The 26,328-nt window shown below is 48.0% G+C and carries 23 protein-coding genes; 21 read left to right on the top strand and 2 right to left on the bottom strand.

What is annotated here, in order from left to right; all coding sequences use genetic code 11:
• Nucleotides 1-34: 34 nt before the first annotated feature.
• Complete coding sequence (locus tag M3202_RS12535) at nt 35-337, bottom strand: MerR family transcriptional regulator (RefSeq protein WP_251223674.1); 303 nt, start codon at nt 335-337, stop codon at nt 35-37.
• Nucleotides 338-560: 223 nt separating this feature from the next.
• Between M3202_RS12535 and cobA the strand changes: the two genes are divergently transcribed.
• The 19 genes from cobA to M3202_RS12440 all read left to right on the top strand — a co-directional run bounded on the left by cobA (nt 561) and on the right by M3202_RS12440 (nt 23,144).
• A complete protein-coding gene (gene cobA, locus M3202_RS12530) occupies nt 561-2,033 on the top strand; it encodes a uroporphyrinogen-III C-methyltransferase (protein ID WP_251223673.1) in 1,473 nt (490 codons plus the stop codon).
• Between the two features lies 1 nt (nt 2,034).
• The gene (locus M3202_RS12525; protein ID WP_251223672.1) at nt 2,035-2,847 is read left to right on the top strand and encodes a sirohydrochlorin chelatase; all 813 of its coding nucleotides are present in this window, start codon (nt 2,035-2,037) and stop codon (nt 2,845-2,847) included.
• A complete protein-coding gene (locus M3202_RS12520) occupies nt 2,844-3,470 on the top strand; it encodes a precorrin-2 dehydrogenase/sirohydrochlorin ferrochelatase family protein (protein ID WP_251223671.1) in 627 nt (208 codons plus the stop codon). Before M3202_RS12525 ends, M3202_RS12520 begins: the two co-directional genes overlap by 4 nt.
• A gap of 15 nt (nt 3,471-3,485) precedes the next feature.
• On the top strand, nt 3,486-4,505 hold the full coding sequence (gene cobT, locus M3202_RS12515; protein WP_251223670.1) for a nicotinate-nucleotide--dimethylbenzimidazole phosphoribosyltransferase: 1,020 nt from the start codon (nt 3,486-3,488) through the stop codon (nt 4,503-4,505).
• Between the two features lie 312 nt (nt 4,506-4,817).
• Complete coding sequence (locus tag M3202_RS12510; RefSeq protein ID WP_251223669.1) at nt 4,818-6,143, top strand: FAD-binding oxidoreductase; 1,326 nt, start codon at nt 4,818-4,820, stop codon at nt 6,141-6,143.
• A gap of 1 nt (nt 6,144) precedes the next feature.
• The gene (locus M3202_RS12505) at nt 6,145-7,509 is read left to right on the top strand and encodes a (Fe-S)-binding protein (RefSeq protein ID WP_251223668.1); all 1,365 of its coding nucleotides are present in this window, start codon (nt 6,145-6,147) and stop codon (nt 7,507-7,509) included.
• Nucleotides 7,502-8,950: an FAD-linked oxidase C-terminal domain-containing protein gene (locus tag M3202_RS12500; RefSeq protein WP_251223667.1), complete on the top strand. Its 1,449-nt coding sequence runs from the start codon at nt 7,502-7,504 to the stop codon at nt 8,948-8,950. The genes M3202_RS12505 and M3202_RS12500 overlap by 8 nt, the downstream gene beginning before the upstream one ends.
• Before the next feature lie 118 nt (nt 8,951-9,068).
• Nucleotides 9,069-9,821: an IclR family transcriptional regulator gene (locus tag M3202_RS12495; protein ID WP_251223666.1), complete on the top strand. Its 753-nt coding sequence runs from the start codon at nt 9,069-9,071 to the stop codon at nt 9,819-9,821.
• A 287-nt stretch (nt 9,822-10,108) separates the two neighbouring features.
• Nucleotides 10,109-12,295, top strand: coding sequence for a malate synthase G (locus M3202_RS12490; RefSeq protein ID WP_251223665.1), 2,187 nt, complete (start codon nt 10,109-10,111; stop codon nt 12,293-12,295).
• 305 nt (nt 12,296-12,600) lie between these two features.
• Entirely contained in the window at nt 12,601-13,284 is a 684-nt protein-coding gene (locus M3202_RS12485) for a GntR family transcriptional regulator (protein ID WP_251223664.1), read from the top strand.
• Nucleotides 13,285-13,329: 45 nt separating this feature from the next.
• Entirely contained in the window at nt 13,330-14,631 is a 1,302-nt protein-coding gene (locus tag M3202_RS12480; RefSeq protein WP_251223663.1) for a nickel pincer cofactor-dependent isomerase, group 22, read from the top strand.
• A 17-nt stretch (nt 14,632-14,648) separates the two neighbouring features.
• Nucleotides 14,649-15,596 carry a D-2-hydroxyacid dehydrogenase gene (locus M3202_RS12475; protein ID WP_251223662.1) on the top strand — a complete coding sequence of 316 codons (948 nt, stop codon included), beginning with the start codon at nt 14,649-14,651 and terminating at the stop codon, nt 15,594-15,596.
• 24 nt (nt 15,597-15,620) lie between these two features.
• A complete protein-coding gene (locus tag M3202_RS12470) occupies nt 15,621-16,847 on the top strand; it encodes a mandelate racemase/muconate lactonizing enzyme family protein (RefSeq protein ID WP_251223661.1) in 1,227 nt (408 codons plus the stop codon).
• 236 nt (nt 16,848-17,083) lie between these two features.
• Nucleotides 17,084-17,578, top strand: coding sequence for a TRAP transporter small permease (locus M3202_RS12465; RefSeq protein ID WP_251223660.1), 495 nt, complete (start codon nt 17,084-17,086; stop codon nt 17,576-17,578).
• A gap of 1 nt (nt 17,579) precedes the next feature.
• Nucleotides 17,580-18,851, top strand: a complete 1,272-nt coding sequence (locus M3202_RS12460) for a TRAP transporter large permease (protein WP_251223659.1) — start codon at nt 17,580-17,582, stop codon at nt 18,849-18,851.
• Nucleotides 18,852-18,959: 108 nt separating this feature from the next.
• On the top strand, nt 18,960-20,021 hold the full coding sequence (locus tag M3202_RS12455) for a TRAP transporter substrate-binding protein (RefSeq protein ID WP_251223658.1): 1,062 nt from the start codon (nt 18,960-18,962) through the stop codon (nt 20,019-20,021).
• Nucleotides 20,022-20,110: 89 nt separating this feature from the next.
• The gene (locus tag M3202_RS12450; protein ID WP_251223657.1) at nt 20,111-20,998 is read left to right on the top strand and encodes an NAD(P)-dependent oxidoreductase; all 888 of its coding nucleotides are present in this window, start codon (nt 20,111-20,113) and stop codon (nt 20,996-20,998) included.
• Between the two features lie 30 nt (nt 20,999-21,028).
• The gene (locus M3202_RS12445; protein ID WP_251223656.1) at nt 21,029-22,009 is read left to right on the top strand and encodes an NAD-dependent epimerase/dehydratase family protein; all 981 of its coding nucleotides are present in this window, start codon (nt 21,029-21,031) and stop codon (nt 22,007-22,009) included.
• Entirely contained in the window at nt 21,993-23,144 is a 1,152-nt protein-coding gene (locus M3202_RS12440; RefSeq protein WP_251223655.1) for an amidohydrolase family protein, read from the top strand. Before M3202_RS12445 ends, M3202_RS12440 begins: the two co-directional genes overlap by 17 nt.
• Nucleotides 23,145-23,360: 216 nt before the next feature.
• On the opposite strand, the gene folE2 is transcribed toward M3202_RS12440, so the two are convergent.
• Nucleotides 23,361-24,245: a GTP cyclohydrolase FolE2 gene (folE2, locus tag M3202_RS12435; protein ID WP_251223654.1), complete on the bottom strand. Its 885-nt coding sequence runs from the start codon at nt 24,243-24,245 to the stop codon at nt 23,361-23,363.
• A 179-nt stretch (nt 24,246-24,424) separates the two neighbouring features.
• On the opposite strand from folE2, the gene M3202_RS12430 reads away from it, so the two are divergent.
• Nucleotides 24,425-24,712: a hypothetical protein gene (locus tag M3202_RS12430; protein ID WP_251223653.1), complete on the top strand. Its 288-nt coding sequence runs from the start codon at nt 24,425-24,427 to the stop codon at nt 24,710-24,712.
• Between the two features lie 201 nt (nt 24,713-24,913).
• Nucleotides 24,914-26,284 (top strand): aspartate kinase, encoded by a 1,371-nt coding sequence (locus tag M3202_RS12425; RefSeq protein ID WP_251223652.1) that lies wholly within the window; start codon nt 24,914-24,916, stop codon nt 26,282-26,284.
• Nucleotides 26,285-26,328 lie beyond the last annotated feature (44 nt).

The following is a 26,328-nucleotide window of genomic DNA, read 5'->3' as shown; positions in this document are numbered from 1 at the left end:
TCGACACTTTTACGGCACCCTCTCTAAGCGTATGTTATTTTCGCATGTTGAACGCGGCATTCAACTGACCACGCAACATTCTTTCCCGTACTTCCTGCTTCTGCAACTGTTTTTGTTCCATTCGTCTAATTTCAAATGTCTGCATGCCATCTTCCATCTTATTCGCAATATCAACGAGTCTTTCAACATCAAGGAAAGAGTATTTTCTCGTTCCGCCTTTGGAACGCTCGGGATAAATTAATTTTCGCTCCTCGTAGTATCGGATCTTACGCTCAGACAGTCCGGTTAACTCACTTACCATCCCAATCGTAATTACTTTTTTATCTTTGTAGGACATTGTCACCACCCCCGCCATATGCTGTTTTTCTCGTTGGAATGTTCGGACCTTTTGCAATATCATATCACATTGAGTGTAAAGAAGTGTCCGTTCATGTTAGATAATCTTACATTTTTTTTAGGAGGTGATTTTTGTTGAATTCCTGTATTGTGATTATCCAGATGTTGTATTATACTTGATAAAACTTATAAAAAAAGTCGGGATACAGAAAAGAGGAATCGGGATGGGAGAGCAAAAAGGCTATGTGTTTTTAGTCGGAGCAGGACCGGGAGATGTAAGGCTTCTGACGCTAAAAGGGGAACAGGTCATTAAAGAAGCGGACGTCATTCTGTATGACCGTTTAGTCAATCCGCTCTTGCTTGAACTGGCTAAGCCAGAAGCTGAGCTTGTCTATTGCGGCAAGCTGCCTGATCGCCACCTTCTTCGCCAGGAGTCGATTAATGAGCTGCTTGTCGCATACAGTCAGGCTGGAAAACGGGTCGTTCGCTTAAAGGGAGGAGATCCAAGTGTATTCGGCCGGGTCGGAGAGGAAGCGCAGGCGTTGGAGCAGGCCGGTATCCGTTATGAAATTGTTCCCGGTATTACGGCGGGAATTGGCGCAGCAACATATGTCGGGGTTCCGGTTACCCACCGCGATCATGGCGCATCGTTCGCGATGGTCACCGGCCATGATAAATCGGACAACGGTCGGCCGTTGCTCGATTGGCGCGGGCTGGCGACGATTGATACCATCGCCTTTTATATGGGAGTGAAAAACCTGCCTTATATTTGCGAGCAGCTGCTGGCGCATGGGAAACCCGGACAAACGCCGGTGCTGCTCATTCAATGGGGGACGCTTGGAAAGCAGAAGGTCCTTGAAGGGACGATCGCGACGATTTCAGCGGAAGCAAGCCGCGTCGGTTTTTCCAATCCGGCGATCACCTTAATCGGCGATGTCGCCAAGCTGCGGACGAAGGAGAGCTGGTTTGAACGGCAGCCCCTCTTCGGTACGCATCTTCTGTTTGCGCGAACCGGCAGCGGGAAAAGCGAAATCGCCGCCGGGCTAACCGAGCTTGGGGCGACGGTGTTTGAATACCCTCGTTTTCAAACGATCTGGGAAACGGCTCCTGTTCCTTCATTCGCAGAGTTTCAGGAGATCATCTTTCATTCGCCGGCGAGTGTCAACTGGTTCTTTGCGAAGCTGAAGGAGCTGCGAATTGATATTCGTTCATTAACGGCTGACTTGTACGGGGCTTCAGGAAAGTCGGTGAAAGCAATTGAAAGTTACACCTGTCTCGCTTATCCTGTAACTAAGCTTACTCGCCACCAGCAGGGAAAGCGGCTAGTCATTGGTGACGAGAGGGTTGAGAAGAGACAGCTCCCCGATTACGGAAGCTATCAATTTTGCCGCTCCCACCGTGAAACCGTCGTCGCTCAATCGCATATGACGTGCCGGCGCTTACTGGAGGAGGATCGGCTCGATACGATTGTTTTCCCAAGCGCGGAGGCGGTTCGCGTCGTGACGGAAGAAATCAAAGTTTGCTCAGAAACGCCGGCAAGCCTCTCTTCGCGGGCGGCGGTGATCTGCTTCGGGCCGGCTTCGGCAAACGAAGCGCGCCGGTTAGGATATGAGATCAGGGAAACGTTACAGGAGCCGACGAGGGAAGCTTTGAGCGAGGCAGTAATGAAGGCTCACTTTGCAAAAGGAAGGGTGTAAGATGCAGGCGATTCTTTATATCGGACATGGAAGCCGTGTGCAGGCAGGGAATGAAGAGTTACGTAATTTTGTCGAAAAAGCAAAAGCCGCTCATCCGGAAGTCGCCATTCAGGAATGCTGTTTTTTGGAGCTGGCTGAGCCGGATATCACGGAGGGAGTGCGGGCCTGTATAAAGCAGGGAGCGACGAGGATTGCCGTTGTTCCTGTTCTTTTATTAACCGCGATGCACGCCAAAGTTGATATTCCGCAGGAAATCGAACGCCAGCGGGCGCGTTATCCGGATGTGGGCTTTACATATGGCCGGCCGATGGGAATTGAGGCGACGATGATTGAAATTATGAAAGCACGCCTAAAAAAAGCCGGAATGAGTTTGACAGAAGCGCGGCCGAACTATGAAGAACGGCAGCCGGTCTCGCTCTTGCTTGTCGGCAGGGGCAGCAGTGATCCGGATGCGACGAGCGATTTGATGAAGATTGCGAGGCTCGTGTGGGAGTATACGCCGGTAACAGACGTGGAAGTGTGCTTTATGGCGGCGACGCACCCGAATGTCGAAGAAGGGCTTGCTCGTGTTACCCGCCTGCCGAATGAAACGGTCTACGTCATCCCTTATCTGCTATTTACCGGCGTGTTGATGGAAACGCTGGAAAAGCAGCTTGCGCAGTGGTCGAAAAAGACGGAAAAGTCCTTTATTCTTTGTGACTATCTTGGCTTTGACGACCGACTGGTTGATGTGCTGGCCGAGCGTGTTCAAGAAGCGCTGGAGGCCGAGCCGTTTTCGGCTGATAATCTGAACAGGCGGTGGCTGCAACAATGAACGAGCTGCCGGTGATGATCAATCTAGCAGGAAAAAGTGTGACCGTTGTCGGCGCGGGAAAAGTCGCAGCACGGCATCTGCCGAAATTACTGGCAGCCGGAGTGTCAAGCGTGGTCATGATATCGCCGCGTCTTAATCCGGAGTTGACTGGCTATCTCGAACAAAGCGAGGTTACATGGATGGAAAGAACGGTAACCGCTGAAGAAAGCTTTTCATCCGACCTGCTGCTGCTGACGAGCGATGACCATTCCCTTCATCAAGCGCTCTATCGAAACCGTCGGCCCTCTCAATGGGTGTATGTCGCCACGGACCCGGCTTTAAGTGATTTTACCTTTCCATTAACAGTGAAAAAAGGAAAGCTGCTGATTACCGTGTCGACAAGCGGAATCAGTCCAACCTATGCAAGGCGGATCAAACAGAGGCTGGTTGCGACTCTCCCCGAGGATAGTGAACAGGATTTAGCTTTTTTGGAGGATGTCCGCCAGCGGGTGCTCTCCAGCCAGCTTCCGGCGGCAATGCGAAAACAGCTCTTACAACAGGCGGCTGCTGAAGAATTCCTCCGCCAGCCTGAACGGGAGCGTTCTTTCACATTGCTGCTGGAAGAAGCGATAAGAAACAATTGAAAAGAGGAAGATACGATGACGATTCAACCATTTGATCTAGCAATAATCGAGCAGGCAAAAGCACATCTCGACCAGCTGACAAAGCCGCTTGGCAGCCTTGGCCGGGTAGAAGAGCTGGCCGTGCAGCTGGCCGGGATTACCGGCGAGGTACAACCTGTGATCGAAAAACCGGCGATTATCGTCGCAGCGGCCGACCACGGGATCGTAAACGAAGGAGTGTCGGCGTATCCGCAGGAAGTAACGGCGCTGATGATTGATAATTTTGTGAAAGGGGGAGCGGCGATCAATGTGTTCGCCCGTCAAATCGGCGCAGCGGTTACCGTAGCCGATGTCGGCGTCAATTATGAGCTCGGCAGCCAGCCGATTGCCCATCATAAAATCCGTTATGGCACGGGGAATTTCCTGCTTGAGGATGCGATGACGGAGGAGGAAGCAGCCTCGGCAGTGGAAATCGGACGCCAGTTGGCTGTTGCACAAATTGAAAAAGGGCATCGCCTTTTAATTACCGGTGAGATGGGGATCGGCAATACATCGGCTTCGAGCGCGCTGACCGCGGCGATTACGGGTGCGAAGGTCGCCGATGTCGTCGGATTTGGCACCGGCATTAATCAGGAGACGAAGCAGCAGAAAATCGCGATTATCGAAAGAGCGCTCACGAACCGTGGCATTACGTCGCAAACCCCGCCGCTCTCTATTTTGGCGAAAGTCGGCGGACTGGAAATCGCGACGCTTGCCGGTGTGATACTTGAAGGAGCGGCCCGGCGGGTGCCCGTTCTGATCGACGGCTTTATTTCCTCGGCCGCGGCGCTTGCCGCCGCCAAGCTGGAGCCGGAAGTCCATCCTTATTTAATGATCGCTCACCAATCTGTTGAAGATGGCCACCGCATTGTTACCGATTATTTACAGATCAAGCCGTTGCTTCAGCTTGATCTGCGTCTCGGAGAAGGCACCGGAGCGGCGCTCGCCTATCCGATCGTCGAAGCTGCATCCCGCATGATGCGAGAAATGGCAACGTTTAAGGATTTAGGCATGTAGAAAAGCTATAGCAAGACTAATAAAGGCAACAAGAGGATTTTCGTATCGGAATTAGGTATGAAAATCCTTTTTTAAAAGATAGAATTAATAAAATTCCAGCGAGGTTTTTGAGCGGTTTCAAGGGCAAAGGCTCCGCACCAGTCTTTATACGCCCGCCATTTTCAAAGTAAAAAAACCTCATGAAAAAAGTATTATAAAGAAGGACATTCGCATAAAATGAGGAATATTACTAAAAGTGAAAATTTTTACAGACTTCTTTTGGGTGATTTCGGAAACTGTGTTTCCTAATACGAAACAAAAAGAGGTGATAGCATGATTGTTTCAGAAGAATTCAAGGAGTTAAAAACACTAGTGCCGGAACAGCAGATTGAAGAAAAAGGGGAAGAACAAACTCTATTTGGGAACGAAGGGCGGGTGGCCGTCTATCCCAAAACAGAGCAGGAAATTGTAAGCGTCCTCACCTATGCCAATGACAATGGTAAGAGCGTAACGGTGGCCGGTAGAGGGACAAAAAAAGCCTTTGGTGGCGTGATCGCACAATCTGATCTTCTGCTTTCATTAGAAAACTATACCGGGATCATCGAGCATACTGTCGGCAATATGACACTGACGGTAAGGGCGGGCACTCGGTTTCAAGACATTCAGGATTACCTCGCTGCCCATAAGCAAATGATCCCACTTGATCCGTTCTGGCCTGATTCAGCGACGATCGGTGGAATTGTAGCGGCAAATGACAGCGGACCAAAGCGCCTTGGCTATGGGTCTGCAAGGGATGCTGTTATCGGAATGAAATTGATTTATCCAGATGGGAGGGTGATCCGCGCAGGTGGAAAAGTCGTCAAAAACGTTGCAGGCTATGATATGAATAAATTATTTATCGGTTCAATGGGAACGCTTGCTGTGATTTCGGAAATCACATTTAAGCTCAGCCCAATTCCGAAGGAACAAAGTCTCATTTTGCTTGCTTTTGCCCAAGAACAGCTAGAGGAAGTTCGCAAATTTGCCGTTCGTTTTTTGGATTCAGCATTGGAGCCGGTCGCGCTTGAGCTTTTCAATCCAACGCTTGCGAAAGCAATGACTAGAAATGAGCGGTATACATTGGCGATTAGCTTTGAAGATGTGAAGAGCTCTGTCCGTTATCAGGAGGAGTTTACAAAACAGCTTAAGCCTGCTGGCGCAGAGCCGCGGGTTTTGGCAGGCGAAGATGCAAGGAACTTTTGGAAGCGCTTTTATGAGCTTCCTCCTAATGGCTTAGGACAACCAGAGGAGCATGAGACAGAAGCCATCTTAAAAATAGGCGTCAAAAACCTCGATGTTCTGCAAGTCATCCGCAGCTGCCATATGCTGGAGGAGTCACATCATATCGAAGTTGCGGCGCATGGAGGCTTAGGGCATGGTTTAAGTCAAGTGGTGCTAAAAGGGGCGGCAAAGAATGTGATCACGGCAATCGATGCTATTCAGCAGGCAGTAACCGCATTATCCGGCTATGTGATTGTCAAACATATCCCACTGTCGATTCGAAAAAACATCTCGGTATGGGGCGAGGAGCCATCGTATTTCTTTCTGCTGGAAGGAATGAAAGCGAAGATTGATCCGAATAAGATTCTCAATCCTAAGCGCTTTGTGGGAGGGATGTAAGATGAGTACAGTTGAAGGAAAGCAAAAGCAAGAGCCTCCGTGCACGAGCAGCATGAACAATTATTTATGGAAAGATCAACCGGATGAAAACAAATGGGCTGATTGTGTTCACTGCGGGATGTGTTTAGAATCATGTCCGACCTATGAACTAACAGGTCAGGAGCAGCATTCGCCGCGCGGACGCGTTCATTTAATTAAGTCGGTTGCCGAAGGAAAGCTGGTCGTAAATGAGCAATTTTCCGATCCGGTGTTTGCTTGTTTGGATTGTCGAGCCTGTACGACTGCTTGTCCAGCTGATGTTGACGTAGGTGGTCTAATTGAGGAGGCGCGTGGGCAGATTCGCCAGGCGATGCCATTAACAGGGTGGAAGGGCCAAGTAAGCAAATTGTTTTTGCAAGGGATTTTTCCCCATCAAAGTCGACTTCACTCGCTTGGTCAGCTGCTGAAGCTCTATCAGAAAACAGGCGTTCAAAAAGTGGTTCGAAAAACAGGTTTGACAAAAATAATGCCTAAGCATTTGGCTCAAATGGAAGCGGTTATGCCGACCATTGCCAGACCTGTGATGAAACGTTATAAAAATCAGGAAACCATTCCTGCCAAAGGCGAAAAAAAGCAAGAGATCGCTTTTTTAACAGGCTGTGTCATGGATGTGATGTTCAGCGATATTAATCAGGCAACGATTAATGTGCTAACGAGAAATGGTAACGAAGTCACGATTCCTAAAAATCAAACGTGCTGTGGTGCTTTACATGTCCATGCCGGGGATCGTGATATGGGGCGAAAGCTGGCGAAGCAAAATATTGAAGCATTTGAGCAAGCTGATAAGGTCATTGTCAATGCGGCTGGTTGTGGCTGCATGCTTCAAGAATATGGAGAGCTTTTTAAAGAGGTGGACACAGAATGGTATGAAAGAGCGGAACGCTTTGCTGAAAAGGTAGAAGATATATCAAAGCATTTACATGACACAGGCTACCAAAAACCAAAAGCAAAGCTGAATGCTAGAATTACGTATCACGATGCCTGCCATCTCGCTCATGGTCAAGGTGTTCGGCAAGAGCCGCGTGACTTATTAATCGATATTCCCGGTGTCGAGATGGTTCACATGGCAAACGCGGATCGTTGTTGTGGGAGTGCGGGTGTCTACAATATAACAAACCCTGAGATGGCAAGCGCTGTGCTTGATTCAAAGATGTCCAATGTTCCTAGGGATGTTGAAATGATTTCGATGGGAAATCCAGGCTGTATGCTGCAAATGGCGATCGGCGTTGAAAAATATGGACGAAATCAAAAGGTTGTTCATACCGTTCAATTATTGGATTGGGCGTATCAAAAAGAAGATGAGCAGGAGGGGCAAAAGAATGAGTAAACTGAAAACAAAAGATCCCCATATTCGTGAACTGGCAGCGCTCGTATCAGGTCCTTACTCCATTCTTTACGAACGTGAAGATTTATTAGCGTATGATTGCGACGGGTTCACGATCCATAAGCATTTGCCGAAAGCTGTCGTCTTTCCCAATACGACAGAGGAGGTCGCTGCGATTGTGCGTTACTGCGCACGCCATCGGCTGCCGTTTTTAGCGCGCGGAGCCGGCACAGGACTAAGTGGGGGCGCGATTCCGGTAAATGGCGAAGTGATTATCAGTCTCGTGAAAATGAAGCGGCTTTTGGAAGTCGATTTAGAAAATCGGCGCGCTGTTGTTGAACCGGGCTATATTAATCTTAAACTAACCAATTCCATCTCCGATAAAGGGTATTATTATGCGCCGGATCCTTCCAGTCAATCCTGCTGTACGATTGGCGGCAATGTCGCTGAAAATGCCGGCGGTGCTCATTGTCTGAAATACGGGGTCACAACGAATCATATTCTTGGACTTGAGATTGTCCTGCCGAATGGAGACATTATTGAAATTGGAGCGGGAGGCATTCCGGATGCACCCGGCTATGATTTACTAGGCTTATTCACCGGTTCGGAAGGGACGCTTGGGATTGTGACGAAGATTACGGTGCGGATTCTTAAAAATCCTGAAGCAAAGCAGACCGTGCTGGCGTATTTTGATAAGGTTGAGGCTGGGAGCCAGGCTGTATCCGATATTATTTCTGCCGGGATTGTGCCGGCTGCACTAGAAATGATGGATAAAACGGCGATTGAAGGTGTTGAGTCAGCTGCCTTTCCGGTCGGGCACCCGCTTGATATAGAAGCGCTTCTTTTGATCGAAGTAGACGGGATTTCTGCCGGGATAGAGGAGCAAATTGACCATATTCTCACCGTTTGTCAACGGCATCATGTTCGAGAAGTGAAGGTGGCGCAGGATGAGGGCGAACGAGCCAGATGGTGGGCTAATCGTAAAACGGGTTTTGGCGCGATGGGGGCGATTTCCGCTGATTATCTCGTCCAGGACGGAGTCATTCCCCGAAGCAAGCTGCCTGAGGTGCTAACGTGCATCAATCAAATTAGCAAAGAGAGTGGTTTGCGAATTGCGAATATTTTTCATGCTGGAGACGGAAATCTCCACCCGCTCATTTTGTTTGACGCGCGGATTCCCGGTCAAGCTGAAAAAGCATTAGAAGTAGGAAGCGCTTGCCTGAAGGTATGTGCAGATGTCGGCGGCTCGATCACCGGTGAACATGGTGTCGGGATTGAGAAGATGAATGAGATGCGCTATATTTTCTCGGAAGAAGAAATTTCTGCCCAGACGGATATTCGAGAGGTTTTCAACCCGGATCGCCTGCTCAACGACGGGAAGCTGTTTCCTTCACCGGGAAGATGTGTGGAAGTGAAGCTGGCTAAACAGGCAGAAAAGGTCTAAGGTTGATGTCAACGAGATGACGAAGGAAAATGACCATATCGACCTCCGTACTTTAATCGGAGATGCTATCTTATGGTATAATGTCCCTACTAATGAAGCAGCGTAATGGAGGTTATGTATGGTTAAGTCGGTAGACCGAGCACTAAGAATTATCAGCTTAGTGAGTCAAAATAAAGACGGACTAGGTGTAACGGAATTAGCATCTCAGATCGAATTAAATAAAAGCTCGATCTACAAAATTTTGAGCACACTTGTTAGTCATGGATTTATTGAACAAGATCAAACGACGAAAAAGTATCGCTTAGGCTATAAATATTTGGAGCTCGGCTCATTATTGCTTGATTCCATTGATCTGCGCAGTCAGGCACGTGTCTATTTAGAGGAATTAGAGCGTCAGACAAATGAGGTCATCCATCTGGTCGTCTTTGATCAAGGGGAAGTGTATTACATTGAGAAATTGGAAGGGAATGAAACGCTTCGCACGCACTCGAAGATTGGACGCAGAGCTCCAATTCATTGCACGAGTGTCGGGAAAGTGATCCTTGCCCATTTGACTGAACAGGAGGTAGAGGCAATAATCCAAAAGCAGGGCTTACCGAAACATACGGAAAACACAATTACAGACAAAGCAGCGTTTCTTGTAGAATTGCAGAAAATCTACAAACAAGGCTATGCCGTTGAAATAGAGGAAAATGAAGCCGGGATTAGCTGTATCGCCGCGCCGATTTTTGATCACCTCGGAAGGGTGACAGCAGCTGTAAGTATTTCAGGGCCCACCCTTCGAATGACGGCGGAACGTTTACATGATTTGCAGCAATTGATTATCGAAATTGGCAAGAAAATATCAGCGAGATTAGGCTATACGGAGTAAGCCAATCTTTGATTTTAGAAAAGCCAATCCTTAAGGGGCTGGGAGCTTACTCAAGAGGGAGCGGGCTTGCCCGTTACACGTCTTGCACTTTCAGCCTCCCTCCTATAAATGATAACGGCTTCACGTACGCTGCTTTGTGCCATTATCTAAAAATTTAAATTAATGAAAAAGTAATTGGAAATTCTTTGGATGGTGTGCTATGATTGTAGTAAAGAGAAACATCGTTTCTTATTAGGAAACAAAAAAGATTGATTAAGGGTACACTCAAAAATAAGGAGGATGAACCGATGCAACAGTACGAAAAAGTAGGTCAATTAAAAGTCGCGACGGAGTTATTTGAGTTTATTAATCAAGAGGCTTTGCCAGAGAGCGGGGTTGATCAACAGCAGTTTTGGGATGGCTTTTCGAGACTTATTGAAGAGCTCGCACCAGAAAATAAAGCTTTGTTAGCAGAGCGTGATCGAATTCAGCAGCAAATTGATCAATGGCATAAGCAGCATCGAGACTCTTTTGATCCTGCTGTTTACAAAGAATTTTTAAAAGACATCAACTATCTGGAGGCTGAGAAAGAAGATTATCAAGTTAGAACGGATCATGTCGATTTAGAATTTAAACAGCAAGCTGGCCCGCAGTTAGTTGTTCCAGTGAATAATGCGCGGTATGCCATCAATGCCGCGAACGCGCGCTGGGGAAGTCTGTATGATGCTTTATATGGTACGGACGTGATACCTGAAGAGGGTGGTGCGGAACGCTTGGCCACCTACAATGAAGCGCGCGGGAATAAAGTCATCGCCTTTGCAAAAGACTTTCTTGATAAAACATTCCCGCTTCAAACGGGATCGCATCACGATGTAACAGAATACAAGGCTGGTGCAGCATTTACGGCTACACTGGCAAATGGTGAAGAAACGACATTGCAAGCCGCCGAAAAATACAGAGGTTTTCAAGAAAAAGAGGGTGAGCTTACAGCGATATTATTAAACAATCATGGTCTTCATGTTGACATTCAGATTGATCGCCGTCACCCGATCGGTAAAACGGATAAAGCCGGTGTGAAAGATATTCTTGTTGAAGCGGCGATCACCACCATCATGGATTGTGAAGATTCGGTAACAGCGGTTGATGCAGAGGATAAAGTGGTCGTCTATCGCAACTGGCTTGGCTTGATGAGAGGTGATTTATCAGCATCATTTGAAAAGGCTGGAAAAACAGTGACGCGAACATTAAATCCGGATCGGGTTTATTCAACAGCGAATGGCGGAACAGTAACGCTTCGCGGCCGCTCGCTGATGCTTGTCCGTAATGTCGGGCATTTGATGACGATCAACGCTGTACTTGATAAGGATGGAAATGAAGTTCCTGAAGGAATTTTGGATGCGGTTGTAACGAGTTTAATCGCTAAACATACGCTGCTCGGAAATGGAAAGTATCAGAATTCAACAACCGGCTCGATTTACATCGTGAAACCAAAAATGCACGGCTCTAAAGAAGTGGCATTTGCCAATACATTATTCGCGCGCGTGGAAGATTTGTTAGGGCTGGAGCGCTTTACCTTGAAAATTGGTGTCATGGATGAAGAACGGCGAACGTCCCTTAACTTAAAGAATTGTATTTATGAAGTGAAAGAACGGGTTGTTTTTATTAATACAGGCTTCTTGGATCGCACCGGTGATGAAATTCATACATCGATGGAAGCTGGAACGATGGTCCGTAAAAATGATATGAAAGCTTCAGCGTGGCTGCAAGCATATGAGAAATCAAATGTCCAAATTGGTTTGGCGGCGGGTTTACAAGGAAAGGCGCAAATTGGAAAAGGAATGTGGGCAATGCCTGATTTAATGAAGGCCATGCTTGAACAAAAAGGCGGGCAAATCAAAGCAGGTGCCAATACAGCCTGGGTCCCTTCTCCTACAGCAGCAACGCTTCATGCGCTTCATTATCACGAAATAAATGTTGTTGAGATTCAAAATGAATTAAAAATACAAAACGGAAATTATATAGATGAGATTCTGACAATTCCGCTCGCGGAAGATACAAATTGGAGCCCGGAACAGATTCAGGCAGAGCTTGATAACAACGCACAGGGTATTCTGGGCTATGTTGTTCGTTGGGTTGAACAAGGCGTCGGTTGCTCGAAGGTACCGGATATTAATAATATTGGATTAATGGAGGATCGTGCGACATTACGTATCTCGAGCCAGCATGTTGCCAATTGGCTTCACCACGGGATTTGCACGGAGGCGCAAGTAATTGAAACGTTGGAGCGGATGGCAAAGGTTGTTGACGAGCAAAATGCCGGTGACCCGGCGTATCGTCCAATGTCTGCTAATTTTGAGCAGTCGATTGCCTTTCAAGCAGCAAAAGATTTGATTTTCCTTGGGAAAGAACAGCCAAGCGGTTACACAGAACCAATTTTGCATCGTCGTCGGATTGAGTTTAAGGAAAAAGCTGCGCAACGCCTATATAGTAAATGATTTTAACGGGAGGCCCACTTGGTGCGGGAGCAGTAATGGAATGTTCAATTAAAAGAAATAGGTGGGCTGAAAAATCGACTTGTATCAGGGAAAAAGTAATTCAGAAAAAATAAACTAGAACGAAGTGAGAGATGGAAGCCGTGAAAAGGCTTCCTCCTGCGTCTTGCTGTTAGCCTGGGAAAAGGTGAACCTACCTTTGTTCCAGGCTTTTTTTTGTGATAAATCAGAAAATTCATTTAAAACAAAAAACTTTCTTGACATCAAGAGGGTAACATACTACCATATTAGTATGAAAGGTGATCCTAATGAAACTAACCATTGATAAAACGAAATCGATCCATTCCCAAGTATACGAAGGAATCAAAGAAGCGATTATTTCGCTGGAATTTTTGCCGGGGCAACGCTTATCGGAGAAAGAGCTGTCGGCGATGCTCGATGTGAGTAGAACGCCGATTAGAGAAGCGTTCATTAGACTTTCTGAAAAAGGGCTGCTGGAAATTTATCCGCAAAGAGGGACGTTCGTTTCCTATATCGACATTGATAAAGTGAAAGAATCACTCTTCGTCCGGGAATCGTTAGAATGCGCCGCTCTTCGCCAAAGCATTGCCCGGCTGAATCAGGATGATATCACCGCATTAAGGGCGCTGATTGCTAAACAAAAAGAATTCCAGGATGAAAAAGGGCGCGAAACTTTCTATTACTTTGATGAAAAGTATCATGAGAAGCTGATTGAAATGAGCGGCTATCAAAATGTCTGGTCCGTTATTCAGGCAGAAAAGCTGCATCTTGATCGCGTCCGTTATCTCAGTTTGCTGGCGACGAGAAAGACGAGCAAACTGATTGAAGAGCATGAAGAGATTTTGAATGCGGTCATCGCAAAGGATGTCGAGATGGCCCAGTTTCAATTGAGCAAGCATATTAAAGAGAGCACAGTAGAAATCATTGAACTGTACAAGGAGACATATACTGAATTTTTTTCGAAATCATAGGTACTGATGAAGCTGGTCGACTACGTCATAGAAAGGAGTTAACAGATGGAGCTGAAAATTGAAGAGTTTCAACTGGAAGGCGGATTTGAGCTGGAATTACCTGCGATGTATCCGGCAAGGCAAAAGTTTGCCAGGACGAAAATAGAGGCGCAGGCGATTCCGGCACTGATGCACACGGAGTCTCAGCGAAAGCAGCTGGCGACAAAGATCAAGCCGGGGATGAAAATTGCGGTCGGAGTCGGCAGCAGGGGCATTACAAACTTGCAGGCGATTGTCAAAGCGACCATTACCGAATTAAAAGCATTGGGGGCTGAGCCGTTTATTGTGCCGGCCATGGGAAGTCATGGCGCGGGAAAAGCCGAGGGTCAGGCGAAGATTTTAGCAGGCTACGGCATTACGGAAGCGGAAGTCGGCGCCCCGGTCAGGGCGAGCATGGAGACGGTCTACCTCGGCAAAGCCTTTGGCGACGTTGAGGTATACTTTGATCGGTTGGCGTATGAAGAAGCGGAGGGAATCATCGTCATTGCGAGAATTAAGCCGCATACTGATTTTAAAGGTGAAATTGAAAGCGGTATCATGAAGATGCTTGGCATTGGCCTCGGCAAGCATAAAGGAGCGAGCTATCTTCATAAAGGAGGGATGGGAGACTTCGCCGAGCTGATACCGGCAGTAGGCCGTCATATTATTGAGCATACGCCGTTTCTGTTTGGTGTAGGCATTATTGAAAATTCATTTCACGAAACGGCCCATATCGAAATCGTGTTAAAAGACCAGCTGCCCGGCAGGGAAAAAGAGCTGCTAGCAGAAGCGAAGCGGCTGATGCCGAAGCTGCTGTGTAAGGAAATTGATGTGCTGATCGTGGATGAAATCGGGAAGAACATAAGCGGCAGCGGGATGGACTCGAATATTATCGGACGTTCCTCCTGTAATCAGTCATTAGTGTTTGATGCCCCGCCGATCAATAAAATTGTCGTGCTGAATTTAACGAAAGAAACAAAAGGCAACGCCTCCGGAATTGGTTTGGCGGACTATACGACCGTCAGGACGGTCGAAAGCATCGATTTTGCCGCGCTGTATGCTAATTCAACGACGGCGGTCGAAATTAACGGCGCCAAGCTGCCGGTTATGCTCGCCACTGATCAGAAAGCGATTGTAACAGCGATCCGGACGGCCGGGCGAAGAAAGATAAACGATGTAAAAGTGGTCCGCATTAAAAATACACTCGAGCTTGACCAAATTTTAATTTCTGAAAATTTAGTCAACGAGGCGGCAGGGCATGCCCAAATGGAGGTGGGAGAGACAGCTGTCTCCTGGACGTTTGACGAGAACGGAAATCTAATCAAGTAGCGTTGAGGGAGGGACTTATGAAACTCGTAACAACGATCAACATTCCGGAAAAACAATTGAATGAATTAAGAGAGAGCTATCCTGAGATCACAATTTGTCACTGTCACTCAGAAAGGGAGGCGCAGCCTTATTTAGAAGAGGCTGACATTGTGTTGTCTGATCATTTGAACTTCAACCCGGAGTCGATCGAAAAGGCACCGAGGCTGAAATGGCTTCAGCTCACGACCGCCGGCGTCGAAAATATTCCGTTTGCGAAAATTGCGGAACGAGGAATTACCGTGACAAACGCAAAAGGAATTCACGGCTCACAAATGGGAGAATACGCGCTCGGAATGATGCTCGCCCATACCCGCAAGCTATTACACTATCGGGGGCTGCAGAAAAAGCATCAATGGGAAGGCGGGTTTATCGGTGGAGAGTTAGCCGGAAAAACGGTAACGATTGTCGGTGCCGGCGCGATCGGCTCGGCGATTGCCGAGATGTGCCAGGTGTTCGGGATGAACGTCAATGGGGTTAGCCGCGGAGGCGCAAGCAAGCCTCACTTTGATCGCATCGTTAAAGAGGAACAATGGGAGACGCTCTTACCGGAAAGCTCATTTGTCATTGTCCTGCTGCCATTGACCCCTCGGACGAAGCATTTTATCCGTCAGGAGCATTTTACTGCGATGCCGCGGGATTGCTTTTTCATCAATTTGGCGCGAGGCCATGTTGTGAAGGAAGCGGATTTAATCACCGCGCTGGAAAGCGGCCAAATCGGCGGCGCGGCGCTGGACGTATTTGAAAAGGAGCCGCTTGGGCCCGAAAGTCCATTGTGGGAGATGGAGAATGTCTTTCTCACGCCCCACATTGCCGGAAATTCCGATCATTATATGGAGAAAGTGTTTCGGATTGTGCTTGACAATGTCGCTAACTTCCTTGCAAATAAACCGTTAAAAAATCAGGTTGATTTGCAAGCAAACTATTAAATAAAAAAGAAAGTGGTGGAAAAGATGAAAATTACTCAGATCGAAACGATCCGTTTAGAAGAGTTTCCGAATATTTGTTTTGTCCAGGTTCACACCGATCAAGGTCATATTGGACTTGGGGAAACGTATTTTGCCGCAGAAGCGGTGGAAGCCTGGATTCATGAATCAGGCGCTCCTGTATTGCTTGGAGAAGACCCGCTGGCGATTGAACGGCATTGGCAGGCAATGGTGGGATTTATCGGCTCCCGCAGCACGGGGGTGGAAAACCGTGGGCGGTCTGCGTTGGATATCGCGCTGTGGGATATTTTCGGGCAAGTAACAAAGCAGCCAATCTACCAGCTGCTTGGCGGAAAATGCCGCGAGAAAATCAAAGCCTACAATACGTGTGCCGGCTATCATTACACGCGTAAGCGCCCGAAGCATGCCAGCCTGCCTGTTGATAATTGGGGAGTAGGTGATGCGCAAGGGCCATATGAGGATCTGGACGGCTTTCTCTATCATGCCGGTGACTTAGCCGAAAGCCTAGTTGAGGAAGGGTTTATGGGAATGAAAATCTGGCCGTTCGATTTATATGCGGAAGCAACGAAAGGGCGTTATATTTCGCCGGCCGATTTGAACAAAGCGCTTGAACCTTTTAGACAAATACGGGAACGGGTCGGCAACAAAATCGAAATTATGGTCGAGCTGCACTCGTTATGGGATTTGCCGACAGCGAAGCAGATCGCGCAAGCGTTGGAGGAATTTGAGCCATTTTGGTATGAAGATCCGATTAATATGGATAATCTTGATGCGTTGCAGGAGTTTGCCCGTTCAACACGCGTGCGGACGGCGGCGAGCGAAACGCTCGGAACGCGCTGGGCCTTCCGTGATATTTTAGAACGGAACGCAGCAGGGGTGATCATTTATGATCCAACCTTTACCGGAGGGATTTCAGAAGGAAAACGGATCGCGACGCTCGCTGAGACATATGAAGTTCCCGTTACACCGCACGACTGCGTTGGTCCGGTCTCCTTTGCCGTCGATGTCCATTTGACGATTAATGCACCGAATGCCTTTGTCCAGGAATGCGTGCGCGCTTTCTATTCAGGCTGGTACAAGGAGCTCGTCACAGAAGTTCCTCTCGTCAAGGACGGCTATGTCTACCCGTTGGAGGGCCCTGGTCTTGGGACCGCCTTACGCCCGGAAGTGTTTGATCGTGAAGATATGTCGAAGCGGGTATCGCGCTACCAAAAGCCGATCGTCAGCGCATAACCTGGATGAAAGACCAGTCAGATGAATGATGCCAGGATGGAAATGGTAGAAGCACCATAGTCTTCTTACTCCTAAAGGTCTTTTATCAGGCGAATAGATTTATTGAAAGATTTTGTCCAGAGGCGCATATAGATACAAGTAGTATGGTAGTGTATAGCATTTTAATAAAAGTAAGCGCTTTCTTTTTGGCGGTAAATTGAACCTTTAGGAGAATTCAGAGAAGGGGAGTGGTGAAGATGCAGCTGTTCAAACCGTATGTCAGTTTTATGGAGCGACTGAATAAATGGATGCTGATCTTTGTCGGGATTTTACTTGGTGTGATGACGATTTTTATTTGTACGCAAGTCTTTTACCGTTATGCGCTCAATCAATCATTGAGCTGGACAGAAGAGGCGACGAAATATATTAGCATCTGGTCTGTTTTTCTCGGGGCGAGCATCGCGGCAGGCAGACGGGAGCTGATCTCTGTTGAAGCGATTATGCAGCTCATTCCAGAAAAAATCGAAAAGGCCTTCAGAGTTGTCGTTCTCTTTTTTTCGATTGTTTTTTGTCTCTATTTAATCATTTACGGCTTCAGCATGGTACAGGAAGTCGCCGTTCAGCGATCAACAGCATTGCGGCTCCCGATGTGGATCCCGTATGCAGCCATTCCGGTCGGTGGACTCCTCATCTTACTGAACGTATTCAGCGTGTTAATTCGAACGTTTCAAGTAGAAGAAAGGGGGGAGTAAGATGGCGCTCTTTATGTTTATCACTTTGCTTGTGCTGATGCTGCTGAGTGTGCCGATCGCCTTTTCCCTTGGCCTTTCTTCCATTGTGGCGATTCTCATTGACGGGAATTTACCGTATGAATTGTTGATACAGCGGATGTTTACCTCGATTGATTCCTTTGCGCTGTTGGCGGTGCCCTTTTTCGTATTAGCTGGAAAAATCATGGGGACCGGGGGAATTTCACGCCGCCTCGTCAACCTGGCATCAGCGTTTATTGGGCATATGTCTGGTGGATTGGCTGTCGTGACAATCGTCGCCTCGATGCTTTTTGGCGCGATTTCCGGCTCCAGTGCGGCGACGGTTGCCGCTTTAGGGGCGATCCTTATTCCGGCGATGATCAAAAAAGGCTACAGCAAGCGCTTTGCCGCCGCTTCCCAGGCCGTTTCCGGTGAACTGGGCGTCATTATTCCACCGAGTATTCCGATGATTCTCTACGGGGTGTCAACCGGAACATCGATTGGCGCGATGTTTCTCGCCGGGATTGTCCCCGGGCTGATTATCGGGCTGCTGCTTGTGATTACCGTTACGATCCTTGCCAAAATGAAAGGCTATCCGAACGATGTAAAAACGACATGGAAGGATAAATGGATCGCTCTGAAGGAGTCGACACTGGCCTTGCTGATGCCCGTCATTATTTTAGGCGGGATTTACGGAGGAATCTTCACACCGACAGAAGCTGCGGCCGTTTCAGTCGCTTACGCTCTGATCGTCGGCTTATGGATTTACAAAGAAATTAAAATAAAGGATCTCCTGCCAATCCTCGGGGAATCGGCCGTCTTATCAGCAATTATTATGATCATTGTTTCAGCGGCCGGACTGTTTGGCTGGATTATGACGAAGGGGATGATTCCACAGCAAGCGGCTTCGCTCATTACCGATTTCACGACAAGTAAAGTCATCTTCCTGCTTCTTGTCAATCTGTTTCTCTTTTTTATCGGCATGTTCTTTGAGACGAGCGCAGCGATTATTATATTAGCGCCGATTCTCTTGCCGGTTGCGCTAACGTTTGACGTCGACCCGGTCCACTTCGGGATTATTATGATCGTCAATTTAGCGATGGGGATGGTGACACCGCCAGTTGGGGTCAACTTGTTCATCTCAAGCCGGATCGCCGGGATTACGCTCGAAGAAATTACGAAAGGGATTCTGCCTTTCTTACTCGTCTTGATTATTAACCTGCTCATTTTAACGTTCTTACCGGTGATTAGTCTTTGGCTGCCGAATCTTTTATAAAAAATGGACAGATGAATGCCCGCTACTGAAAGGAGGGGTGCCAGATTTTGTGAAGTCATCTCACGGCTCTTATTCCTTGTTGATCGTACATTTTAAGGAGGGTTAATGATGAAAGCGAAATTTTTCTTTACTGTAATGGCCTTGCTCTTTGCATTCTTGCTCACTGCATGCGGGGGAAGCTCCGACACTCAGACGGAAGCAGACCCGGGTGCAGATGCCGGGGATCAGGGAGAGGAAGCACCGGCGGAAGGCGGCGGCAGTTACTCGATCGATATCGGCTATATTAACGCGACTGACAGTGAGACGGATTTAGGAGCACAGAAGTTCAAGGAACTGATTGAGGAAAGAACAGGTGGAGAGCTGACGGTCAACATTTTCGCCAATGCTCAGCTCGGCGGGGAACGCGACTTGCTTGAGGGAATGTCGCTGCAAACCGTTGACATGGTTATCACCGGCGATGCGATATTCGGAATGTTCGCCCCGGAATACAGCGGGTTGTCATTGCCGTTTTTAATTAAAGATACCGACCATTTAGATCGCGTGCTTGATGGAGAAGTCGGCGATGAAATTAATGCGGCAATCAATGAGTCCCTTAATTCGCGCATTTTGGATTACTGGCACCGCGGGCCGCGAAACTTGACGGCCAATACGGAAATCCGGACGCCGGACGATTTAAATGGAATGAAGCTGCGGGTTCCTGAAATTCCATTAGTCGTGGAAGCATGGAAAATCCTTGGCGCCAATCCGACGCCGATGGCATTTGATCAATTGTACGTCGCGCTGGAGCAAAAAACTGTTGACGGGCAGGAAAATCCGCTCGATATGATTTATACGTCAAAGCTGCATGAGGTGCAAAATTATGTGATGACGACCCAGCATTTAATCGCCCCAATGGTCGTTGTCATCAACAATGATACGTTTGAAAGCTTCCCGGAAGAGATGCAGGCACAAGTCGTTGAAGCGATTGAAGAAGCGGGGACCTATCAGAAGCAGCTCGTCAAAGAAAACGAGGAAATTTACAGACAGCAGATTATCGACGATGGAACGACGATAATTGATGACGTGGACCGTGATGCGTTTGCCAAGAAATTGGAGGAAAGCAATATTGTCGAGCAGTTTCAAGGGGAGTGGGCTCCGGACCTCGTCGAACGGATTCGGGCGGCGGAGTAACGAATTGCGATAAGAAGAAAAAGGCTGGAAGTGAGCAGTTTGTGACTTCTGGCCTTCTTCTGTAAAACGAAGAGACAAGGAGAGACGGCATGAAGAAAATCGCGTTTATCGGGTTGGGAATTATGGGAAAACCAATGGCAGGTAATTTAGTTCGAGCCGGTTATGATGTTACCGTTTTTGACTTGGTGGAACAGCCGGTTGAGGAGTTGATCAGACAAGGTGCGAAAAGAGCAAAAACGGTTGAACAGCTGATCGAAGGAAATGAGATTGTGATTACAATGCTTCCGAATTCCCCTCATGTCAAAACGGCTTTAACAGACGGTGCTGAGGCGGTGATTCACTATGCGGCACCGGGTACGATCGTGATTGATATGAGCAGTATCTCACCCAATGTCACAAAAGAAATCCATCATGCTTTTCAGGAAAAAGGAGTCGGCTTTATCGATGCCCCGGTGAGCGGCGGCCGCGTCGGGGCGGAAGCAGGCACTTTATCAATTATGGTTGGGGGAGAGCGTCATTATTTTTCTGAAGTAAAGGATATCCTTGATGTATTAGGTGGAAGGGTCATGTATATGGGAGGAAGCGGCGCCGGGCAAACAACGAAAATATGCAATCAAATCATGGTCGCTGGCACGGTGACAACAATGAGTGAAGCGCTGGCGGTTGCCAAAAAGGAGGGACTCGACCTTTACCATGTCCGCGATGTTTTACAGTCGGGAGGAGCGAACTGCTGGCATTTGGAGCACAAGGCAGCTGGAATGATCGCCGGAGATTACTCTCCAAGCTTTAAAGCGGAGCTGCTGCTGAAGGATGTCCGTCTTGCTGTCGATAAAGCGCGGGAGGAAGGGCTCGAATTGCCGCTTTTACGGAAAATAGAAGAAATGTTTGCCCGATTGGTGGATCACTACGGGGGAGGTATTGACTATACGGCTATTTTTCAACAAATCTGCGATGATTTTGAACAGGCGGCGAAATAAAAAACGTTTACAGAGAGAGGAGCTGGGCGAATGAAGATTTTGGTTACGGGAGGATTCGGTCTGATCGGAGCGAATGCGGTAAAAAGGCTGGCGCAGGAAGGGCATCACGTTGTTCTGTTTGATAAAACGATTGACCGGGATACGGATTTCTTTACCGGTAGTGATTCGATCGAATTTGAACAAGGCGATGTGACGAACCATTTTACCGTTACCGCTCTTTTTGCGAAGCATCGCTTTGATGCGATCATCCATGCGGCAGCCAATCTAAATGGAATGTATTGCAAAGCTAATCCTACAGATGCGGTGGAGACGAACACAATCGGCACATTAAGCTTATTGGAACTGGCGAGAATCCACCAAGTTCAAAAGTTCATTTATATTGGCTCCGGTTCGGTCTTCGGGAAACAAACGTCAACGGATCCAATTGATGAAACGGTGCCGGCGACGCCGATGAATACGTACGCGACGACGAAGCGCTTAAGTGAGGAGCTGCTGCATTGCTACCGTGTGAATTATGGAATGGAAACGATCAACATTCGCGTCTCCTGGGTATTCGGCCCCTTACCGACAGTCAAAGAGCCGCGCTGGAGCAATGGCCCGATTGCCTATTATACGTATAAAGTTCTGACTGAAAATCAATTAGAGGAGCGCTCGGGCCGGGATTTCATCGCCAATTTCACGTATGTCGATGATGTGACGGAAGGCATCGTCCGCCTGCTCGAAACAGATGAGGCACCTCCATGCGTGCATTTAAGCAGTGAACAATTATACGCCAACCAGGAAATCATTGAGTTTCTTCAGCAAAAATGCCCCGCCAGCAACATCAATGTCGGCGAAGGGGCTGAGCCATTCGTGCTTCAGGCACCAATCAGGGGGCCGCTTGTCTCCAATTATAAGGAACAGATCGGCTACAAGCCCTCTGCTGACTTCAGAGAGTCGCTCGAAGCATATTTTACTTGGCTGAAAACGGAATTGAAAAAGAGGAATGAAGTCGATGCCCATGTACATTAAAGCGAGCTGGCTGTTTGATAGTATAGAAGGAACGTTTACGCGGGACCCGGTGCTGACGGTTGAAGGTGATACGATTATTGAGCTTAAATTTGGCGAGATTGAAATTCCTGAGGGCAGGGAAGTCATCGATCTGGACGGCTGCACGCTTTTACCGGGCTTTATCGATGCCCACGATCATCTCTCGCTCTCACCGCAGCTTGAAAACCACCCGCAATTGATGAACGATCCGGACCCGCTCTTACTATTGCGCGGTATTGAAAATATGAAAATCGATCTTGCCAGCGGCATTACGACGTCCCGTTGTCTCGGCGATAAAAATTTCATTGATGTGTACCTGAAGGAGGCGGTTGAGCAGGGGATCGTCGAGGGGCCGCGAATTGTGACGTGTACACGTGGCATTAAAGCAAGCCATGCGCACGGCTCTGTAGGTACGGTTTTTAACGGCGGCGAGCAAATTAGAACGGCCGTACGTGAAAACCTGCTTCATGGAGCTGATTTTATTAAAATTTTCACGACGGATACCGTACGGAAAGGAGAGTTCCTTCCTTCTTATATGACAGCGGCCGAAATCCGCGTCGCCGTCGAGGAAGCTCATCAGGTCGGAAAGAAAGTCGCGGCGCATGCGATCGGTGGAAAAGGGCTGACCGACTGCATCGCGGAAGGAGTCGATGTGATCGAACACGCCTATTTTGCTGACGATCGTCAAATTGAAGAGATGATAAAACAAAGTCGCTGGGTCGTGTTAACGCCGAGCATCTTCTTTCATCAGGACAGATGGAATACGGTCCCGCACAGCGTCGCTCTCAGCTTCCAGTGCAATAAAGAAGAGGTGCTCGACACCCATAAAAGGCTGCTTCAATCAGGGGTTCGCTATGCGGTTGGAACGGATGCGACACATGGGGAACTGGCAAAGGATGTCATCTTCCTGGAGAACATTGGCGAACCGCTTGAAAAAGCATTACAAGGAATTACATCGCGTGCTGCTGAGCTGTGCGAAATGGAAAATAGCATCGGATCATTACATGCAGGAAAGAAAGCGGATATTGTGGCAGTTCGGGGAAATGTTCAGGCGGACAGTGAAGCATTGCTGAATGTCGAATGGGTAATGAAGGATGGAAAGCAGAAACTGTCTTGAGCAAGGTAGCGGCAAACGTCATTCCACACATAGGTGAGACGAGTCGAGACTAGATAGCAAGCATGGAGTCGACATGGCTTCACGCGCCGCAAGTCCGTTGTGAGATAAAAGATCGTGACGGTTCCGCTCATTAGTTTGGGGGTGGGAAAAGGTAAGAGAACAACCTTTTCCCACCCCCTTCATTTCATTTACTCGCACCACTTCTATCGAGAAGTGTTATTTCGCAAACGATAAGCGGGCAATCGCGTCATGCTGATGGATTGATTCTTCATTGCGGCATTCGATTTCAAAAGCTTGCACCGCCTCATGCTCATAAAGGTCGGCAGCGACAAGGCGGGCCAAATCTTCGACAAAGCGCGGGTTTTCATAAGCGTGCTCGGTTACGGCCTTTTCATCAGGACGCTTCAGCACTGGATAGAGAATCGAGCTGGCATTTGTTTCCGCCGCTTCTAATAAAACCTTCTTCCAGTCAGCATCAAATGTCTCATCCACCGTCACTGTCATCGTGACAAAACCACGCTGATTATGTGCACTGTACTCGCTGATCTCCTTCGAGCACGGGCAGAGCGTCGTGACAGCGGCGGTTAAGGTGATCTTCGATTGATAGCCTTCTTTTTCGTCATAGGTGACATCGTATGTCACGTCGGCGTGAGCCATCCCTTCCTTTTGCAGGGCGGGACTTGATTTCGTAAAGAACCACGGAAACGTTACGCGAACGTTCGAACTCGTCTGTTTCATTTCCTTCGCCAAAATCGCTGTAAATTCACGCAGCGTTTCAACTGATAGCAGGTGAGTTTGGAAAAAGAGATGGAGCTGTTCGGTTAAACGGCTCATATTAATTCCTTTAAAGTCCTGCTCGAGGCTTGTTGTCATCGCGAACTCCGCTGTTGTGGTTTGCGTCGTCGGCGCAAGCTCCGCTTCAATCATCACTGGGTATTTAACGTTGGAAATGCCAACTTGTTGAATCGGAAAATAAAAATCATCTGGTTTATTTTGAAGGTCTGGCATCTTCTCTTTGTCCGTTGGTTTGCTGCCGACAATCGGATCGACAGAACCAAAGTGACGATGACGCTCAGCCTTTGGTGGTAACGAACGTTTCATCTACTCATCACTCCTGAAAATTCATGTTTTCTATCTAGACCTAGCTTATGGTTCCTCGCTTTTTTTCTACCCAATATTCAAATAGTAAGAAAGACGGCTAAGTAAGTCAATAGTATTGCATTGACGCTTCCTCCATATTACACTACAAAGGGAAAAAGAGACAAGAAAGTAGGTTTACTATGAAAAAAGGGACAATCATGTTAATAGGTGGAGCTGTTGTGTTGCTCATTCTCGGTTTTGTGATTCCAATATCTGTCGGTCCGCCAGAGGATGCAAGGGTTGTCATTGATCATACAAAAAAGGTATACAGCGCCCCTGCTTGTTTTGATCAAGCTGATTTGACCAATAATCTGGAAGAAACAACGCTCGCTCAAGCCCGGCACTTATCCTATCTTAGCGAATCAAGCTGTACGGATCAGGAGCTGGCAACTGAACGAAAGCCGTTTTTGATTGCAATCTTTCAGTAGAGATGGCTACGTATCCTCCACCCAGAAGAGCTAATCGTATGGAAGAAAGATGTCATCCCCACTCATGCCCAGTGAGCATTGGATCTCTTGCAAAAATCGGTTATGTGGGGCTTTTCGGGATAATCTACATATGGTATAGTTGGAATGTTCTAATAACTGATAGTAGAGAGAAATGTTGAAATAAGGAGCTGGAGAGCAAACATGAAAGTAGCAAAATTTGGGGGTACCTCTGTTGCGAGCGCGGAGCAAATAAAGAAAGTAGCCGATATCGTTGCTGCTGATAAAGAGCGGAAAATTGTCGTCGTTTCAGCTCCAGGAAAGCGGAGCAGTGCTGATACAAAGGTAACGGATCTGCTTATTCGTCTTGCTGAGGAGGCTTTAAGCCAAGGGGATACGGAAAATGCGCTGGAGGCTGTCGTGGCTCGCTATTCGGACATTGCGACAGGACTAGGATTGGGCGATGATATTGTAGCGACAATCGAAGCTGATTTAAGAAAACGGCTAGAATTTGATCGGAATCAGCCGGAATCGTTTATCGATTTAATTAAGGCGAGCGGAGAAGACAATAATGCGAAATTGATCGCCAATTATTTTCAAAGTCTCGGTCTGAATGCGGTTTATTTAAATCCGCAGGATGCCGGCTTATATGTCAGTGACGAGCCGGGCAATGCCCAGGTGTTGCCGGAAGCATTCGACCATCTGTCGAAGCTGGCTGATACGAAAGAAATCATTGTATTTCCCGGCTTTTTCGGTTACTCGAAGGAAGGGAAGCTGGTCACATTTCCGCGCGGCGGTTCGGACATTACCGGCTCGATTCTTGCAGCGGGAGTGGAGGCTGAGCTTTATGAAAATTTCACCGATGTAGATTCGGTGTTCGCAGCCAATCCGAATGTTGTCGCCAATCCAGTCAAAATTAAGCGGATGACCTATCGTGAAATGCGCGAGCTGTCCTATGCCGGATTTTCCGTCTTTCATGATGAGGCGCTCATTCCAGCCTTCCGCAAACGGATTCCGGTATGTGTGAAAAATACGAATAATCCAGCTTCGTCCGGTACGATGATTATTTCAGAGCGGGAATACTTTTTGAATCCGGTGATCGGCATCGCGGCCGATGAAGGCTTCTCCACGATTTATGTCCGCAAGTATCTGATGAACCGGGAAGTCGGCTTTGGCCGCAAGCTGCTGCAAATTTTGGAGGATGAATGTCTGTCCTATGAGCATATTCCTTCCGGGATTGATGATACGTCCGTTATCCTCCGTCAGAATCAGTTGACACCTGAAATGGAAGCGCGCATCATCAAGCGGATTCGCGAAGAGCTTTGTGTCGATGATGTGTATGTCGAGAAGGATTTTGCGATGGTGATGATCGTCGGGGAAGGAATGCATAATACCGTCGGTGTCTCCGCCCGGGCAACAGCAGCGTTGGCACGGGCAAACGTCAACATTGAGATGATCAACCAAGGCTCCTCCGAAGTCAGCCTCGTGCTGGGCGTCCATCAGGAGGATGCCGACCGTGCCGTACGCGCCCTCTACGAAGAATTCTTCGCCGGAGCAGGGGAGACGGTGCAATAAGAGGATGTCCTTCAGGACACCCTCTTAATGAGGCAAACTCAAGG

Origin of the sequence: Halalkalibacter oceani (genome assembly GCF_023715605.1) — a bacterium.
Taxonomy (GTDB): domain Bacteria; phylum Bacillota; class Bacilli; order Bacillales; family Bacillaceae_D; genus Halalkalibacter; species Halalkalibacter oceani.
This window is presented reverse-complemented; position numbering and strand designations above follow the sequence as displayed.